Annotated in this window: 14 protein-coding genes and 1 pseudogene; 12 read left to right on the top strand and 3 right to left on the bottom strand. The window is 75.2% G+C overall.

What is annotated here, in order from left to right; translation table 11 throughout:
• Positions 1-5 precede the first annotated feature (5 nt).
• The 8 genes from ACH414_RS01395 to ACH414_RS01430 all read left to right on the top strand — a co-directional run bounded on the left by ACH414_RS01395 (position 6) and on the right by ACH414_RS01430 (position 8,052).
• Complete coding sequence (locus ACH414_RS01395; RefSeq protein WP_398940526.1) at positions 6-1,160, top strand: sulfite oxidase; 1,155 nt, start codon at positions 6-8, stop codon at positions 1,158-1,160.
• A 98-nt stretch (positions 1,161-1,258) separates the two neighbouring features.
• On the top strand, positions 1,259-2,107 hold the full coding sequence (gene nadE, locus ACH414_RS01400) for an ammonia-dependent NAD(+) synthetase (protein WP_382534284.1): 849 nt from the start codon (positions 1,259-1,261) through the stop codon (positions 2,105-2,107).
• A gap of 132 nt (positions 2,108-2,239) precedes the next feature.
• A complete protein-coding gene (locus ACH414_RS01405; RefSeq protein WP_386561814.1) occupies positions 2,240-2,638 on the top strand; it encodes a VOC family protein in 399 nt (132 codons plus the stop codon).
• A gap of 41 nt (positions 2,639-2,679) precedes the next feature.
• Positions 2,680-3,981 carry an alpha/beta fold hydrolase gene (locus ACH414_RS01410; protein ID WP_386561816.1) on the top strand — a complete coding sequence of 434 codons (1,302 nt, stop codon included), beginning with the start codon at positions 2,680-2,682 and terminating at the stop codon, positions 3,979-3,981.
• A gap of 225 nt (positions 3,982-4,206) precedes the next feature.
• Complete coding sequence (locus ACH414_RS01415; RefSeq protein WP_386561817.1) at positions 4,207-5,322, top strand: substrate-binding domain-containing protein; 1,116 nt, start codon at positions 4,207-4,209, stop codon at positions 5,320-5,322.
• Between the two features lie 135 nt (positions 5,323-5,457).
• Entirely contained in the window at positions 5,458-6,351 is an 894-nt protein-coding gene (locus ACH414_RS01420) for an SIS domain-containing protein (protein ID WP_382534291.1), read from the top strand.
• 42 nt (positions 6,352-6,393) lie between these two features.
• The gene (locus ACH414_RS01425) at positions 6,394-7,158 is read left to right on the top strand and encodes a PIG-L deacetylase family protein (RefSeq protein WP_398940527.1); all 765 of its coding nucleotides are present in this window, start codon (positions 6,394-6,396) and stop codon (positions 7,156-7,158) included.
• A 60-nt stretch (positions 7,159-7,218) separates the two neighbouring features.
• On the top strand, positions 7,219-8,052 hold the full coding sequence (locus ACH414_RS01430; RefSeq protein ID WP_391768095.1) for an enoyl-CoA hydratase/isomerase family protein: 834 nt from the start codon (positions 7,219-7,221) through the stop codon (positions 8,050-8,052).
• A gap of 13 nt (positions 8,053-8,065) precedes the next feature.
• Here the strand turns inward: ACH414_RS01430 and ACH414_RS01435 are convergent, their stop codons facing one another.
• The 3 genes and pseudogenes from ACH414_RS01435 to ACH414_RS01445 all read right to left on the bottom strand — a co-directional run.
• Positions 8,066-8,845 carry a VOC family protein gene (locus tag ACH414_RS01435; RefSeq protein WP_386561823.1) on the bottom strand — a complete coding sequence of 260 codons (780 nt, stop codon included), beginning with the start codon at positions 8,843-8,845 and terminating at the stop codon, positions 8,066-8,068.
• A gap of 145 nt (positions 8,846-8,990) precedes the next feature.
• Positions 8,991-9,929 carry an SDR family oxidoreductase gene (locus ACH414_RS01440; protein WP_386561825.1) on the bottom strand — a complete coding sequence of 313 codons (939 nt, stop codon included), beginning with the start codon at positions 9,927-9,929 and terminating at the stop codon, positions 8,991-8,993.
• Positions 9,930-9,971: 42 nt separating this feature from the next.
• A pseudogene (locus tag ACH414_RS01445) lies at positions 9,972-10,144 on the bottom strand (thioredoxin reductase); the annotation flags it as partial.
• A gap of 112 nt (positions 10,145-10,256) precedes the next feature.
• On the opposite strand from ACH414_RS01445, the gene ACH414_RS01450 reads away from it, so the two are divergent.
• From ACH414_RS01450 to ACH414_RS01465, 4 genes are all read left to right on the top strand, one after another.
• Positions 10,257-10,847, top strand: a complete 591-nt coding sequence (locus tag ACH414_RS01450) for a helix-turn-helix domain-containing protein (protein ID WP_382534301.1) — start codon at positions 10,257-10,259, stop codon at positions 10,845-10,847.
• A gap of 82 nt (positions 10,848-10,929) precedes the next feature.
• Entirely contained in the window at positions 10,930-11,910 is a 981-nt protein-coding gene (locus ACH414_RS01455; RefSeq protein WP_398940528.1) for an NADPH:quinone oxidoreductase family protein, read from the top strand.
• A complete protein-coding gene (locus tag ACH414_RS01460; RefSeq protein WP_382534305.1) occupies positions 11,907-13,097 on the top strand; it encodes an acyl-CoA dehydrogenase family protein in 1,191 nt (396 codons plus the stop codon). The genes ACH414_RS01455 and ACH414_RS01460 overlap by 4 nt, the downstream gene beginning before the upstream one ends.
• Positions 13,094-14,173 (top strand): acyl-CoA dehydrogenase family protein, encoded by a 1,080-nt coding sequence (locus tag ACH414_RS01465; protein ID WP_382534307.1) that lies wholly within the window; start codon positions 13,094-13,096, stop codon positions 14,171-14,173. The genes ACH414_RS01460 and ACH414_RS01465 overlap by 4 nt, the downstream gene beginning before the upstream one ends.
• Positions 14,174-14,277: the final 104 nt, after the last annotated feature.

The raw sequence follows: 14,277 nt of genomic DNA on the forward strand, positions 1-14,277 counted from the left end.
AAGGCATGGACGGTACGGACGGCACGAGCGGTACGGGCCGTGCGCCGGGCCCTGCCGGACTCGGCGAGGTGAGCGCCCCCGGCCGCGTCGCCGGACCCGACGAGGGCATCGGCACGGCGGAGCTGGCCCTCGCCGCCCGCAACCACGGACTGCCCCTCGAAGCACTGCGCTACGACACCACCCCGCCCGGTCTGCACTACGTCCTCGTCCACTACGACATCCCCGCCGCCGACGCCGAGGACTGGCGGCTGACCGTCGGCGGCCTGGTGCGCCGGCCCCTCGACCTCGGCCTCGCGGAGCTGCGGGCGCGGCCCTCCGTCACCCACCGGGTCACCCTGGAGTGCGCGGGCAACGGCCGGGCCCGGCTCAGCCCCCGCCCGGTCAGCCAGCCCTGGCTCGTCGAGGCCGTCGGCACGGCCGACTGGACCGGCGTCCCGCTCGCCGCCCTGCTCTCCGAGGCCGGCGTCGGGGAAGGCGCCGTCGAGGCCGTGTTCACCGGAGCCGACCACGGCGTCGAGCGCGGCACGGAACAGGACTACCGGCGCAGCCTGCCGCTCGCCCTCGCCGCCGACCCGGACCGCGGCGTCCTCGTCGCCCACACGATGAACGGCGCCCCGCTGCCGCCCCAGCACGGACACCCGCTGCGCCTGGTCGTGCCCGGCTGGTACGGCATGGCCTCGGTGAAGTGGCTGCGGGACGTCACCGTGACCGCGACCCCCTTCACCGGCTTCCAGCAGTCCGTCGCCTACCGCTACCGGCAGGGCCCCGACGAGCCCGGCGAACCCGTCGACGTCATCGCGCCCCGGGCCCTGATGATCCCGCCCGGCTTCCCCGACTTCATGACCCGCACCCGCGTGGTCCGCCCCGGCCCCGTCCCGCTCGCCGGCCGCGCCTGGTCGGGCCACGCGCCCGTGACCCGCGTCGAGCTCAGCACCGACGGGGAGCGCACCTGGACCGACGCCGAGGTCACCGCCGACCCGCGGCGCCCCTGGGCCTGGGCCGCCTGGCACACCACCTGGACGCCGGTCCCCGGCCCGCACCTCCTCACCGTCCGCGCCACCGACGCCGCCGGGCACACCCAGCCGCTCACCGCCCCGTGGAACCGGGGCGGCTTCGGAAACAACCTGGTGCAGCGGGTGGAAGTGCTCTGCGTCACCTAGCGCCGACGGCGCGGCGGGGCGCCGGGGCGGTGGCGCGGGGCAGGGCGACAGCCCCGGCCACGGCAACGTAGGGTCGACCCGGACGCCGCACATCCCGCATGACCGAGGAGCATTCCGTGACCGACCCGGAGACCACCGCCCTGCAGCAGCAGATCGCCCGTGAGCTCGAGGTCGGTGAGACCTTCGACCCGGCCACCGAGATCGAGCGCCGCGTGGCCTTCCTCGCCGAGCGCCTCACCTCCAGCGGTCTCGGCTGCCTCGTCCTCGGCATCAGCGGCGGCGTCGACTCCACCACCACCGGTCGGCTCTGCCAGCTCGCCGTCGAGCGTGCCCGCGCCGCCGGCCACCAGGCCACCTTCTACGCGATGCGGCTGCCCTACGGCGTCCAGGCCGACGAGCACGACGCCCAGCTCGCCCTCGACTTCATCCGCGCCGACGAGGTCCTCACCGTGGACGTCAAGCCGGCCAGTGACGCCGCCCTCGACGCCACCGTGGCCGCCGGCGTCTCCTTCCGTGACGCGCACCACCAGGACTTCGTCCACGGCAACATCAAGGCCCGGCAGCGGATGATCGCCCAGTACGCCGTCGCGGGCGCCCACAACGGCCTGGTCGTCGGCACCGACCACGCCGCCGAGGCCGTCTCCGGCTTCTTCACCAAGTACGGCGACGGCGCCGCCGACCTGGTCCCGCTCACCGGTCTCACCAAGCGCCGGGTCCGCGCCGTGGCGGCCGAGCTCGGCGCCCCCGCCGAGCTGGTCTGGAAGACCCCGACCGCCGACCTGGAGACCCTCGACCCGGGCAAGCCGGACGAGGACGCCCTCGGCGTGACGTACGACGAGATCGACGACTTCCTGGAGGGCAAGCCGGTCGGCGAGGCCGCCTTCGCCTCGATCGTGCGCCGCTACGAGCTGACCGAGCACAAGCGCCGGCTCCCCATCGCGCCCTGATCCGGGCCCTCACGCGAGGGTGACAGGCGAGGGACCATCCGGCCGTTTCCGCGTGGCGGGCGCGGCCGGGTGCGCGGGCCGTGGTGTGCCCTGATGGGACGTCAGAAGACGTGCCACCGAAGGGAGAACGCCATGTTCGGCACCGCGAGGGCATTCAGCGGCTTCTCGGTCGACGACCTCGCCGAGGCCCGCCGCTTCTACGGCGAGACGCTCGGCCTCCAGACGTCCGTCGAGGACGAGGGCGCGGACGGGGGCATGCAGGTCCTCTTCCTCACCCTCGCGGGCGGGGCGAGGGTCTTCGTCTACCCGAAGGGCGACCGGCACATCCCGGCGAGCTTCACGATCCTCAACTTCGTCGTCGACGACGTCGACGCGGCCGTCGACGAGCTGCGGGCCAAGGGCGTGGAGACCCTGCGCTACCCCGAGTTCGACCAGGACGAGAAGGGCATCGCCCGCCAGGCCGGCGGCGGCCCGTCCGTCGCCTGGTTCGCCGATCCCGCGAAGAACGTCCTGGCGGTCCTCCAGCGCTGAGGCACCGACGGGCGCCCCGTACGTCACGCACAGGAGCACTCTTGACCACCTACCGCCAGCCCGGGCTCGTCCTCACGGACCGGCGCTTCACCGTGCCCCTCGACCACGACCGCCCGGACGGCGAGACCCTGGAGGTCTACGGACGCGAGGTCGTCGCGGGCGACAAGGCGGCCAGGACCGACCTGCCCTGGCTGCTCTACCTGGAGGGCGGGCCCGGCTTCGGCGCCCGCCGCTTCATCGGCCCGCAGGCCTGGCTCGGGCGGGCCGTGCGGGAGTTCCGGGTCCTCCTCCTCGACCAGCGCGGCACCGGGCGCTCCACCCCCGCCACCCGGCAGACCCTGCCGCTGCGCGGCGGGCCCCGCGAACAGGCCGCCTACCTGGCCCACTTCCGTGCCGACTCCATCGTCAGGGACTGCGAGCTGATCCGCCGGCAGCTGACCGGCGGCGCCCCCTGGACCGTCCTCGGCCAGAGCTTCGGCGGCTTCTGCGCCACCCACTACCTGGGCGCCGCCCCCGAGGGCCTGGAGACCGTCCTCGTCACCGGCGGACTGCCCTCCCTGAACGCAACCGCCGACGAGGTCTACCGGGCCGCCTACCCGCGCGTCCAGCGCAAGAACGAGGCCCACTACGCCCGCTACCCCGACGACGTCGAGCGGGCCCGCCGGATCGCCGCGCACCTCACCGAGCACGAGGTCGTCCTGCCCGGCGGCGGACTGCTCACCCCCGAGGCCTTCCAGTCCCTGGGCATCCTCCTCGGCGGTGGCGACGGCACCCACCAGCTCCACCTCCTCCTGGAGGACGCCTTCGTCCCCACCCCGGCGGGACCGGCCCTCTCCGACGCATTCCTGGAAGGCGTCCAGGCCCACCTCTCGTACGCCGGGCACCCGCTGTACGCCGTCCTGCACGAGGCCATCTACGCCCAGGGGCAGGGCCCGACCGGCTGGGCCGCCGAACGCGTGCGCGCAGAGTTCCCGCGGTTCGACGCCGCAAAGACGCTGGCGGGCGACGGGCCGCTGCTGTTCACCGGCGAGACCGTCCACCCCTGGCACTTCGTCACGGACCCCGCCCTGCGCCCCCTGCGCGAGACCGCCGAGCTCCTCGCCGCCCGCACCGACTGGGCCCCGCTCTACGACCCGGCACGGCTCGCCGCCAACGAGGTCCCCGTGGCCGCCGCCGTCTACCACGACGACATGTACGTGGACACCGCCCACTCCCTGGACACCGCGCGGGCCATCCGGGGGCTGCGCACCTGGGTCACCGACGAGTACGAGCACGACGGGGTCAGGGCCGGCGGCCCGCGGGTGCTCGACCGCCTGCTGGCCCTGGCCCGCGGCGAGCTCTGACCCCAGCGGCGGGCTCTGACCGGGGCGGCGGGCTCCGACCGGGGCGGCAGGCTCCGCGCGGAGTGGCGGGCTCTGACCGGGGCGGCGGCCTCTGACCGGCGCGGCGGGCTCTGACCGGGGATAGGATGCGCGGCGCACGCGGTCGGCAGGCGGTCGGCACCCCGGCCACGACCCGATCGGCGTGCGATCGGCACGCGTTCGGCGCTCGGAGCACCAGGGGGTCCGGTGGCACACGGCGGGATCCCGGTCTCCGGACGCGAGCTGAAGTTCCGCGCCCTGACCGCCCAGTTGCGCCGCGGCCTGCTCGACGGCACCTGGCCGCCCGGCAGCAAGCTCCCCACCGAACGCGCGCTCGCCGCCGAGGCCGGGGTCTCCGTGACCACGGTCCGGCGGGCGTACGAGGACCTCGTCGCGCTGGGCCTGGTCGAACGGCGCCAGGGCGTGGGCACGTTCGCCGGCCGGCGCGCCGAGGAGGAGCGCGCCGACCGCAGGGTCGTCGGCGTCCTCGTCCCCGACACCGCCTTCTACTACCCCCGCGTCCTGCAGGGCATCGAGCAGGAGCTCGCCGCGGCCGGGGCCCGGCTGGTCCTCGCCTGCTCGCACTACGACCCGGCCGAGGAGGACGCGGCCCTCGCGCGGCTGCTGTCCGCCGGCGTCCACGGGCTGCTGCTCGTGCCCACCCTGCACACCGCCACCGACCCGGGCCGGCGCGCCGAGGAGCTGCTCGCCCTGCCCGTGCCCGCCGTCCTCGTCGAACGGCGGCTCGCCGCCCACGGCCCCGGCGATCCCACCGAGCACGTCTGCACCGACCACGAGGGCGGAGCCTACGACGCCGTGCGGCACCTGCACGCCCTGGGCCACCGCCGGCTCGGGCTCGTCGTGCGCTCCGACGCCCCGACCACGGCGCCCATCAGGTCGGGCTTCGCCCGCGCGGTGGCCGACCTGGGGCTGCCGGATCCCGGCCGGGTGAGCGCGGCGATGGGGGAGTGGGACGCGGAGCGGGCCGACCGCGCCGTGGCCGCGCTGCGCGCCGCCGGGGTCACGGGCGCGCTCTGCTTCGGCGACCGCGAGGCCGCCCTCGTGCTGGCCGCGGCCCGCCGCGCGGGGTTGCGGGTCCCCGGCGAACTGGCCCTGATCAGCTACGACAACGAGTTCGCCGATGTGGCGCAGACCCCGCTGACGGCCGTCTCCCCGCCGAAGTTCCAGCTCGGCAGGCTCGCCGCGCAGATCCTGCTGCGCCGCCTCGCCGAGGGCGAGGCCTCCGCGCTCCACCAGGTGCGGCTGCGGCCGCGACTGGTCGTGCGGGCCTCGTGCGGGGCGCCCCGGAGTGCGCGAGGGTGAGCGTTTACCCCAAGAAGCGAGCATGAAAGTCCAAGTTCTCCTCACAGTTTGCGCATTGTTCGCTAGCGTCTCCCGGGGTACAACACCGTCCGAGCCCCGGCGTCCGATCCGGGACCTGGTCCGGAGAGGACGCATATGACCACCCATGTGGACATCGAGATAGCCAGCCAGCCGTACTGCTGGCGCCGGGCCGCCGAGATCGCCGCGGACCGCGCCGAACTGCTGCCCCGCGCCGGCGAGCGGGTCGCCGTCGTCGGCTGCGGCACCTCGTACTTCATCGCCCGGGCCTACGCCGCCCTGCGCGAGTCCCTCGGCGGCGGCGAGACCGACGCCTTCCCCGCCTCCGACCCGACCCCGCTCGGCCGGGGCTACGACCGGATCGTCGCGCTCAGCCGCTCGGGCACCACGACCGAGGTCGCCGACCTGCTCGTGCGGGCCGCGGGACACGTCCCGACCCTGCTCCTCACCGGGGTGCCCGGCAGCCCGGCGGCGCGTCTCGCCGACGCCGTCCTCGACCTCGGTTTCGCCGACGAACGCTCCGTGGTGCAGACGCGGTTCCCCACCACCGCGCTCCAGCTGCTGCGGGCCGGCCTCGGCGTCGACCTCGGACCCTCGATCGTGGACGCCGAACTCGCCCTGTACGAACCGCTGCCCGCGAGCTGGACCCGGCACGGCCAGTTCACCTTCCTCGGCACCGGCTGGACCGTCGGGCTCGCCGACGAGGCGGCGCTCAAGCTGCGCGGCGCCGCCCGCGCCTGGACCGAGTCGTACCCCGCGATGGAGTACCGGCACGGGCCGATCGGCATCAGCGACCCGGGCAGCCTCGTCTGGTGCCTCGGCCCCGTGCCGTCCGGCCTGGCCGACGAAGTCGGCGCCACCGGCGCCCGGTTCGTCTCCGACGCCGTCGACCCGGTCGCCGCCCTGGTGCGCGCCCAGCGCCTCGCCGTCGCCCTCGCCGCCCGCCGGGGGCTCAACCCCGACCGCCCCCGCCACCTCACCCGCTCGGTGATCCTCGCCGGGGCGCGCTGAACCCCCCTCCGCCGCCGGGGGCGCGGCCCGTATCCTGCGCCCATGACCGACACCACCACCGGGCAGACCCCGCCGCAGCTGGAAGAGATGCCGTCCGACTGGCAGCGCGCCCTCGCCGTCGTCGCCCACCCCGACGACCTGGAGTACGGCTGCGCCGCGGCCGTCGCCGGCTGGACCGACGCCGGCAAGGAGGTCGTCTACGTGCTCGCCTCCCGCGGTGAGGCGGGCATCGACGGCCTCGGGCCGGCCGAGTGCGGTCCGCTGCGCGAGCGCGAACAGCGGGACAGCGCCGCGGTGGTGGGCGTACGGACGGTGGAGTTCCTCGACCACCGGGACGGGGTGATCGAGTACGGGCTCGGGCTGCGCCGCGACATCGCCGCCGCCATCCGCCGCCACCGTCCCGAACTCGTCCTCACCCTCAACCACCGGGACACCTGGGGCCCCGAGCCCGGCGGCTTCTGGAACACCCCCGACCACCGGGCCGTCGGCCGCGCCACCCTGGACGCGGCCGCCGACGCCGGCAACCGCTGGATCTTCCCCGAGCTGACCGAGGAGGGCCTCGCACCCTGGGACGGGGTGCGCTGGGTCGCGGTGGCCGGCTCCAACCTCCCGACCCACGCGGTCGACGCGGGCCCGGGCCTGGAGCGCGCCACCCGCTCGCTCCTGTCCCACCGCACCTACATCGAGGCGCTGACGGACCAGGACGCGGAGGCGTACTGCCGCGAGTTCGTCGCCACCTCGACGGCCCGCGCATCGGGCCGCTTCGGCGGGCGCCCCGCGGTGGCGTTCGAGGTGTTCCCCCGGTAGGGCGCGGACGCTAGGCTCCACCCCCGGTCTGACGGTGCATCAGGAATCGGGGAGGTCGCGGTGATCGACACGCTCGACCACACCGTCCCGGAGGGCGGGGAACGGCTCACCCTCCGGGTCGAGGACGGCATCGCGGTGGTCACCCTCTGCCGCCCGGAGAAGCTCAACGGCTGGAGCTGGGAGGCCACTCGCCAGCTCGGTCTCGTCGCGGACCGGATCCGCTTCGACGAGCGCGTCCGCGCGGTGCTGCTGCGGGCCGAGGGGCGCGCCTTCTGCGCGGGGATCGACGTCACCGCACCCGGCGGGGCCATCTCCGGGCGGTCGGCGGCCGAGCGCACCGAGAACTACGCGGAGGGCGTCCGCTGGGCCCACGAGCGCTTCGCCGCCTTCGCCCGGCTGCCGCAGCCCGTCGTCGCCGCCGTGCAGGGCTACTGCCTCGGCTTCGGCTTCGAGCTCGCCCTCATGGCCGACATCCGGATCGCCGCCGACGACGCCGTCTTCGCCCTCCCCGAGACGGGGATCGGCGTCGCCGTGGACGCGGGCGGCGACCTGCGGATCGCCCGCGAGGCGGGCGCGGGCTGGGCGAAGTACCTGGCGCTCACCGGCCGCCGGATCGACGCCGCCACCGCCGAACGCCTCGGCCTGGTCCAGCGCGTCACGACCGCCGGGGGCCTGGCGCCGGCCGCGTACGAGACGGCCGGGGCCATCGCCGCGGCCGCCCCGCTCGCCGTCCGGGCGGTGAAGCGGAACATCGACGCCTTCGCCGACCAGGGCCTCGCCGCCGCCCTCGACCGCACCGCGCTCGCCGCTGCGGTCACCCTCGCCTCCGAGGACGCCCGGGAGGGCTACACGGCGAAGGCGGCCCGCAGGCCGCCCCGCTTCGAGGGCCGCTGAGCGGCCCCGACCGTCACATCCCGGGGTCCGGCCGCAGGACGGCGAACGGCGCCCCGAAGGGGTCCGCGAGCCAGGCGATCCGGCCCACGTCCGGGACGTCCGCGGGCGGCATGAGCACCGAGCCGCCGCTCTCCTGGACGGAGGTCGCGACGACATCGGCGTCCGCCACCGCGAAGTAGGGGATCCAGTGCGCCTTCTTCGCCCCCTCCCGCAGCGGGGCCACCCCGCCGAAGGTGGCGTCCTCCTGGTCGCCGGCTGCCGTCGAGATCACCCGGTAGGTCATGCCGGACGACTCCATCTCCGACCACCGCCAGCCGAACAGCTCCCGGTAGAAGCCGAGGGTGGCCTCCGGGTCGGGGACGTGCAGCTCGGCCCAGAGCAGGGTGTGGTTCTCGGAGGTCCGCTCCAGGCCCCGCACGGCGTTCGGCTGCCACACGGCGAAGTCGGCGCCGGCCGGGTCGGTCAGGGCGGCCGTCCGCCCGGCGTCCATGACGTCCACCGGGGCGAGCCGGACCCGGCCGCCGCCCTCCTCGGCGGCCTTGGCGGTGGCCTCGGCGTCCGGCGTCTCGAAGTAGATCGTCCAGGCGCTGCTCGCGCCCTCCTCGGTGAGCGGGCCGAGGGCGGCGACGGTCCTGCCCTCCTGCTGGAAGAAGCCGTAGCCGCCCGTGTCGGGGCCGGCGGAGACGAAGTCCCAGCCGAAGACCCGGCCGTAGAACATCGCTGCGGCGGCGGTGTCGGGGCTGCCGAGGTCGAGCCAGTCGGGTGAGCCCGTGGTGAAGTCCGTACCGAGCATGAGGAAGAGTCCCGTCCTTCCGGTGGGGAGGCCGTGCCGAGGCGGAGCGGGTGACCGGGTTCCGGCCACCATGACCGATCCTCGCCCCGGCTCCCGCCCGCCGCAGCCCCGCCGGCCCGGTTTCATCCGCACGGCCCAGCGCGCTTCAGCCCCCGTCCGCCGCGCGCCACACGAACGCCCCGTGCCCCAGCTGTGCCCGCACCGGTACCACCGGATCGTTCACCAGGGACCTGCGCTGCCAGTTGGCCCCGTCGACCACCAGGGTGTGCCCGCTGACGAAACGGGCGTACGGGGAGGCCAGGAAGGTCGCCGCCCAGCCCAGCTCGCGCGGGTGCCCGACCCGCAGGGCGGGCTGCCGGGCGTCCGGCCGCCCGGTCCGGTCGAGGGTGGCCCGGACCGCGGGCACCATGTCCTCGTGCGGCATGAGGCCCGGCACCAGGCCGTTGACCTGGATTCCGTACGGCCCCCACTCCACGGCCAGGGTCTCCGTCAGGTTCTTCACCCCGGCCTTCGCCGCCGCCGAGTGCGCGTACCCGGGGCCGCCGGTCCACGCGTACGAGGCGCCGACGTTGACGACGGAGGCGGGCGTCCCCGCGGCCAGATGCCGGCGGGCGAACTCCCGGGTGGCGAACCAGGTCCCGGTGAGGGTGATGTCCACCACCGCCCGCCAGCCGTTCGGCGACAACTCCTCCGCCGGCACGGGAAAGTTGGCGGCCGCGCAGTTCACCAGGACGTCCGGCCGGGCGCCCAGTGCCGCCTCGCAGGAGTCGAGCACCCCGGCGACCCGATCCGGGTCCCGGATGTCGCACACCCCGGTCACCACCCGGGTCCCGGCGACCGCCGCCAGCTCCTCGCGGGCCGCCGCGAGCCGCCCGGCCGTGCGGCCCAGGATCGCCAGATCGGCGCCGAGCCGGGCGAACTCGGCGGCGATCGCCTTGCCGAGGCCGGAGCCCCCGCCGGTCACCAGGACCGCCCGGCCCCGGAAGGTGCCGGCCGGCAGTGCGCTCGCGCCGAGCGGGGGAGGGGCGGGCAATCCCGGAGTCCTGGCGAAGCCCTCGTCCGTCGTGTCCTTCGTCTCGTCCATGGGCGCATCGATAGCGCCCCGCGGCCGAGAACTGAAGCCCCGTCAGGCCCCGTTCGCGCCCGCCCTCCGGTCCAGGTCGGCGAGGAGGAGGTCCCGCTGACCGCGGCCCCCGCCCGGTAGCCGCCGCTCACCGCGTTGACCACCTGCTCGTGCGCGCCGACCGCGCTCCCCGCCGCCCACACGCCCGGCACGCTGGTGCGGCCCGTCTCGTCCACGGCCGTGAAGCGGCCCACCACCACGTCGTACATCTCGTTCCCGGCCATGCCGCGAGGGTCGCCCCGACCGTGCTCGCTTGACAAAGGAAGTTGCCGTTTCTGCAATGGAGCCATGACCAGCGAAGACGACGACCGCATCGACGCGGTGCTGACCGAGGTCGGCCCCCGGCTGCGCCGCATCCGCCGCGAGCGCGGCTCCACCCTGGCGGAGCTCTCCGCCGCCACCGGCATCTCCGTGAGCACCCTCTCCCGGTTGGAGTCCGGTCAGCGCAAGCCCAGCCTGGAGCTGCTGCTGCCGATCGCCCGCGCCCACCAGGTGCCGCTCGACGAACTGGTCGGCGCCCCGCCCGTCGGCGACCCCCGGGTGCGGGCGAAGCCGATCGTCCGGCACGGACGCACCCTCTACCCGCTCACCCGCCAGCCCGGCGGACTCCAGGCCTACAAGGTCGTCCAGGAACCGGGCGCCGAGCCGGCCGACCCGCGGGTGCACGAGGGGTACGAGTGGCTCTACGTGCTCTCCGGCAGCCTGCGCCTGGTGCTCGGCGAGCACGACGTGGTCCTCGGGCCCGGCGAGGCGGCCGAGTTCGACACCCGGGTGCCGCACTGGTTCGGTGCGGCCGGGGACCGGCCGGTCGAGTTCCTGAGCCTGTTCGGACCGCAGGGGGAGCGGATGCATGTGAGGGCGCGTCCGAAGAAGTCCTGAGCGCCTGGTTCCCCCAGGACCAAGCGACCGCTTAGTATGCCGTCGACCGCGCAGGACCGACGACGGCTGCTGGAGGCCCCGGATGCAGGCTTGGCGAGTGCACGAGAACGGCGAACCGGGCGAGGTGATGCAGCGCGACGACATCGAACGCCCGGTGCCCGGCGACGGCCAGGTCCTGCTCAAGGTCCGCGCCACCGGCATCAACTTCCCCGACGCGCTGCTGTGCCGGGGCCAGTACCAGGTGCGGCCCCCGCTGCCCTTCACCCCCGGCGTGGAGATCTGCGGGGAGACCGAGGACGGGCGCCGGGTCATCGCCACCCCGGCCCTTCCCCACGGCGGCCTCGCCGCCTACGCGGTGGCCGACGCCGGCGCCCTGCTGCCGGCCCCCGAGGCCCTGGACGACGCGGAGGCCGCCGCGCTCCACATCGCCTACCAGACCGGCTGGTTCGGGCTGCACCGCAGGGCCGCCCTGAAGGAGGGCGAGACCCTGCTCGTGCACGCCGCCGCGGGTGGCGTGGGCAGCGCCGCCGTCCAGCTCGGCAAGGCCGCGGGCGCCACCGTCATCGGCGTCGTCGGCGGCCCCGACAAGGCCGCCGTCGCCCGCGAGCTCGGCTGCGACGCCGTCGTCGACCGGAGCACCGAGGACGTCGTCGCCGCCGTCAAGGAGGCCACCGGCGGCCGGGGCGCCGACGTGATCTACGACCCGGTTGGCGGCGCCGCCTACCAGCAGTCCGCCAAACTGGTCGCCTTCGAGGGCCGGATCGTCGTCGTCGGCTTCGCCAGCGGCACCGTGCCCGCCCCCGCCCTCAACCACGCCCTGGTGAAGAACTACTCGATCCTGGGGCTGCACTGGGGCCTGTACAACCTCAAGGACCCGGCCGCCGTCCTGCGCTGCCACGAGACCCTCACCGAGCTCGCCGCCAAGGGCCTGATCAAGCCGTACGTCAGCGAGCGCGTCCCCTTCGACGCCGCGGCCGACGCCGTGCAGCGGGTCTCGGAGGGCGTCACCACCGGCCGGCTGGTCGTTCTCCCGGCGGGACTCCCGGAAGGAGCCCGCGCATGACGCCCGCCCCCGACGCCGCCGCGCTCGTCGAGCGCACCCGCCGGCTGCTCGCCGAGCACCCGCCCGCCACCACCGACCGCACCGACTTCCTGCGCGCCCGCTTCGACGCCGGACTCGCCTGGGTGCACTATCCCGTCGGCCTCGGCGGACTCGACGCCCCGCGCTCCCTCCAGGCCGTCGTCGACGCCGAACTCGCCGCCGCGAACGCCCCCGACAACGACCCGCGCCGGATCGGCATCGGCCTCGGCATGGCCGCCCCGACGCTCCTCGCCTACGGCTCCGACGAGGTCAAGGAGCGCTTCCTCAAGCCGCTCTGGGTCGGCGAGGAGGTCTGGTGCCAGCTCTTCAGCGAGCCCGGCGCGGGCTCCGACCTCGCCGCGCTCGGCACCCGCGCGGTGCGCGACGGCGACTCGTGGGTCGTCAACGGGCAGAAGGTGTGGACGTCCAGCGCCCATGTCGCCCGCTGGGCCATCCTCATCGCCCGCACCGACCCCGAACAGCCCAAGCACCGCGGCATCACCTACTTCGTCTGCGATATGACCGACCCCGGCGTCGAGGTCCGCCCACTGCGCCAGATCACCGGCGAGGCCGAGTTCAACGAGGTCTTCCTCACCGACGTGCGCATCCCCGACAGCCACCGCATCGGCGAGGTCGGGGACGGCTGGCGGGTCGCCCAGACCACCCTCATGAACGAGCGGGTCTCCATCGGCGGCGCCCGCATCCCCCGCGAGGGCGGCATGATCGGCAAGGCCGCCGGGACCTGGCGCGCCCGGCCCGAACTGCGCACCCACGCCCTGCACCGACGGCTGCTCGACCTGTGGGTGGACGCCGAGGTGGCCAGGCTCACCGGCGAGCGGCTGCGCCAGCAGCTCGTCGCGGGCCAGCCGGGCCCGGAGGGCAGCGCCATGAAGCTCGCCTTCGCCCGCCTCAACCAGGAGATCAGCGGCCTCGAGGTCGAACTCCTCGGCGACGAGGGCCTGTCGTACGGGGACTGGACGATGGTCAGGCCCGACCTCGTCGACTTCACCGGGCGCGACGCGGGCTACCGCTATCTGCGCTCCAAGGGCAACTCGATCGAGGGCGGCACCAGCGAGGTGCTGCTCAACATCGTCGCCGAGCGGGTCCTCGGGCTGCCCGCCGAGCCCCGCAACGACAAGGACGTCGCCTGGAAGGACCTCGCGCGATGAGCGACCTGCTGTACTCCCAGACCGAGGACGACCTGCGCGCGGCGATCCGCTCCCTGCTCGCCGACCGGGCGGACACGGCGACCGTGCTCGGCCGGATCGAGACCCCGAACCCCTACCCGCCGGGCCTCTGGGAGGCCCTCGCCGGCGGGATCGGCGCCGCCGGACTGCTCGTGCCGGAGAAGCTGGGCGGCCAGGGCGCGAGCCACCGCGAGGCGGCCGTCGTCCTGGAGGAGCTCGGGCGCGCGGTGACCCCGGCGCCGTATCTGACGAGCGCGGTGGTGGCCACCGGGACGCTCCTGGCGCTCGGCGCGGAGACGGGCCCGGTCGCGGACCTGCTCGGCGCGCTGGCGCGCGGCGAGCGCGTCGCCGTCCTCGCCGTCCCGTTCTCGACGGCCCCCGACGGGGTGCCGGCCGGCTCCGAGGCGCCGGTCCCGGCCGTCGCCGACGCCGTCGCCGCCGACGTCCTCCTGGTGCCGCGCGCCGACGGCCTCTACGCGGTCGAGGCCGCGGACGCCGTCGTCACCCCGCGGTCCCCGCTCGACCTGACCCGCCCGCTCGCCACCGTCGACGCGAGCGGCGCGCGGGGCACCCGGCTCGCCGACGCCGCCGCCGCCCGCGAGGCGGTCCGGCGCGGGCTGCTCACCGGCGCCGGGCTGCTCGCCTCCGAGCAGCTCGGGCTCGCCGAATGGTGCCTGGAGGAGACCGTGCGGCACACCCGTGACCGGCACCAGTTCAACCGGCCGGTCGGCTCCTTCCAGGCGCTCAAGCACCGGATGGCCCAGCTCTGGCTGGAGCTCGTGGGGGCCAGGGCGGCGGCACGGGCGGCGGCCGACGCACTCGCGACCGGCGCCGAGGACGCCGAGCTGACCGTGGCCGTCGCCCAGGCGTACTGCTCGAAGGCCGCGGTGCGCGCGGCGGAGGAGTGCGTACAGCTGCACGGCGGCATCGGGATGACCTGGGAGCACCCCGCCCACCTGGCGCTGAAGCGGGCCAAGTCCGATGCCATCGCGCTGGGTTCGGCGGGGCGTCACCAGGACGCGATCGCCGCTCTGGTGGACCTCCCGGCGCCCGCGTAGGCGGCTGCGAGAGGTCCCGTAAGGGACCCCTGCCGCCGGCACCCCTTTACATACTGTTTAATTGCAAGCTGTTCGCAATAACGGTTGATCTTCAAAAGGGGTGT

Origin of the sequence: Streptomyces sp. NPDC020422, from assembly GCF_044386705.1 — a bacterium.
GTDB lineage: Bacteria > Actinomycetota > Actinomycetes > Streptomycetales > Streptomycetaceae > Streptomyces.

Excerpts from the sequence above, each read along its gene's own strand:
- ACH414_RS01440 (WP_386561825.1), bottom strand. The coding sequence starts at position 9,929 with ATGGACGAGACGAAGGACACGACGGACGAGGGCTTCGCCAGGACTCCG.
- ACH414_RS01450 (WP_382534301.1), top strand. The coding sequence starts at position 10,257 with ATGACCAGCGAAGACGACGACCGCATCGACGCGGTGCTGACCGAGGTC.
- ACH414_RS01455 (WP_398940528.1), top strand. The coding sequence starts at position 10,930 with ATGCAGGCTTGGCGAGTGCACGAGAACGGCGAACCGGGCGAGGTGATG.
- ACH414_RS01460 (WP_382534305.1), top strand. The coding sequence starts at position 11,907 with ATGACGCCCGCCCCCGACGCCGCCGCGCTCGTCGAGCGCACCCGCCGG.
- ACH414_RS01425 (WP_398940527.1), top strand. The coding sequence starts at position 6,394 with ATGACCGACACCACCACCGGGCAGACCCCGCCGCAGCTGGAAGAGATG.
- ACH414_RS01395 (WP_398940526.1), top strand. The coding sequence starts at position 6 with ATGGACGGTACGGACGGCACGAGCGGTACGGGCCGTGCGCCGGGCCCT.
- ACH414_RS01405 (WP_386561814.1), top strand. The coding sequence starts at position 2,240 with ATGTTCGGCACCGCGAGGGCATTCAGCGGCTTCTCGGTCGACGACCTC.
- ACH414_RS01465 (WP_382534307.1), top strand. The coding sequence starts at position 13,094 with ATGAGCGACCTGCTGTACTCCCAGACCGAGGACGACCTGCGCGCGGCG.
- ACH414_RS01435 (WP_386561823.1), bottom strand. The coding sequence starts at position 8,845 with ATGCTCGGTACGGACTTCACCACGGGCTCACCCGACTGGCTCGACCTC.
- ACH414_RS01420 (WP_382534291.1), top strand. The coding sequence starts at position 5,458 with ATGACCACCCATGTGGACATCGAGATAGCCAGCCAGCCGTACTGCTGG.
- nadE (WP_382534284.1), top strand. The coding sequence starts at position 1,259 with ATGACCGAGGAGCATTCCGTGACCGACCCGGAGACCACCGCCCTGCAG.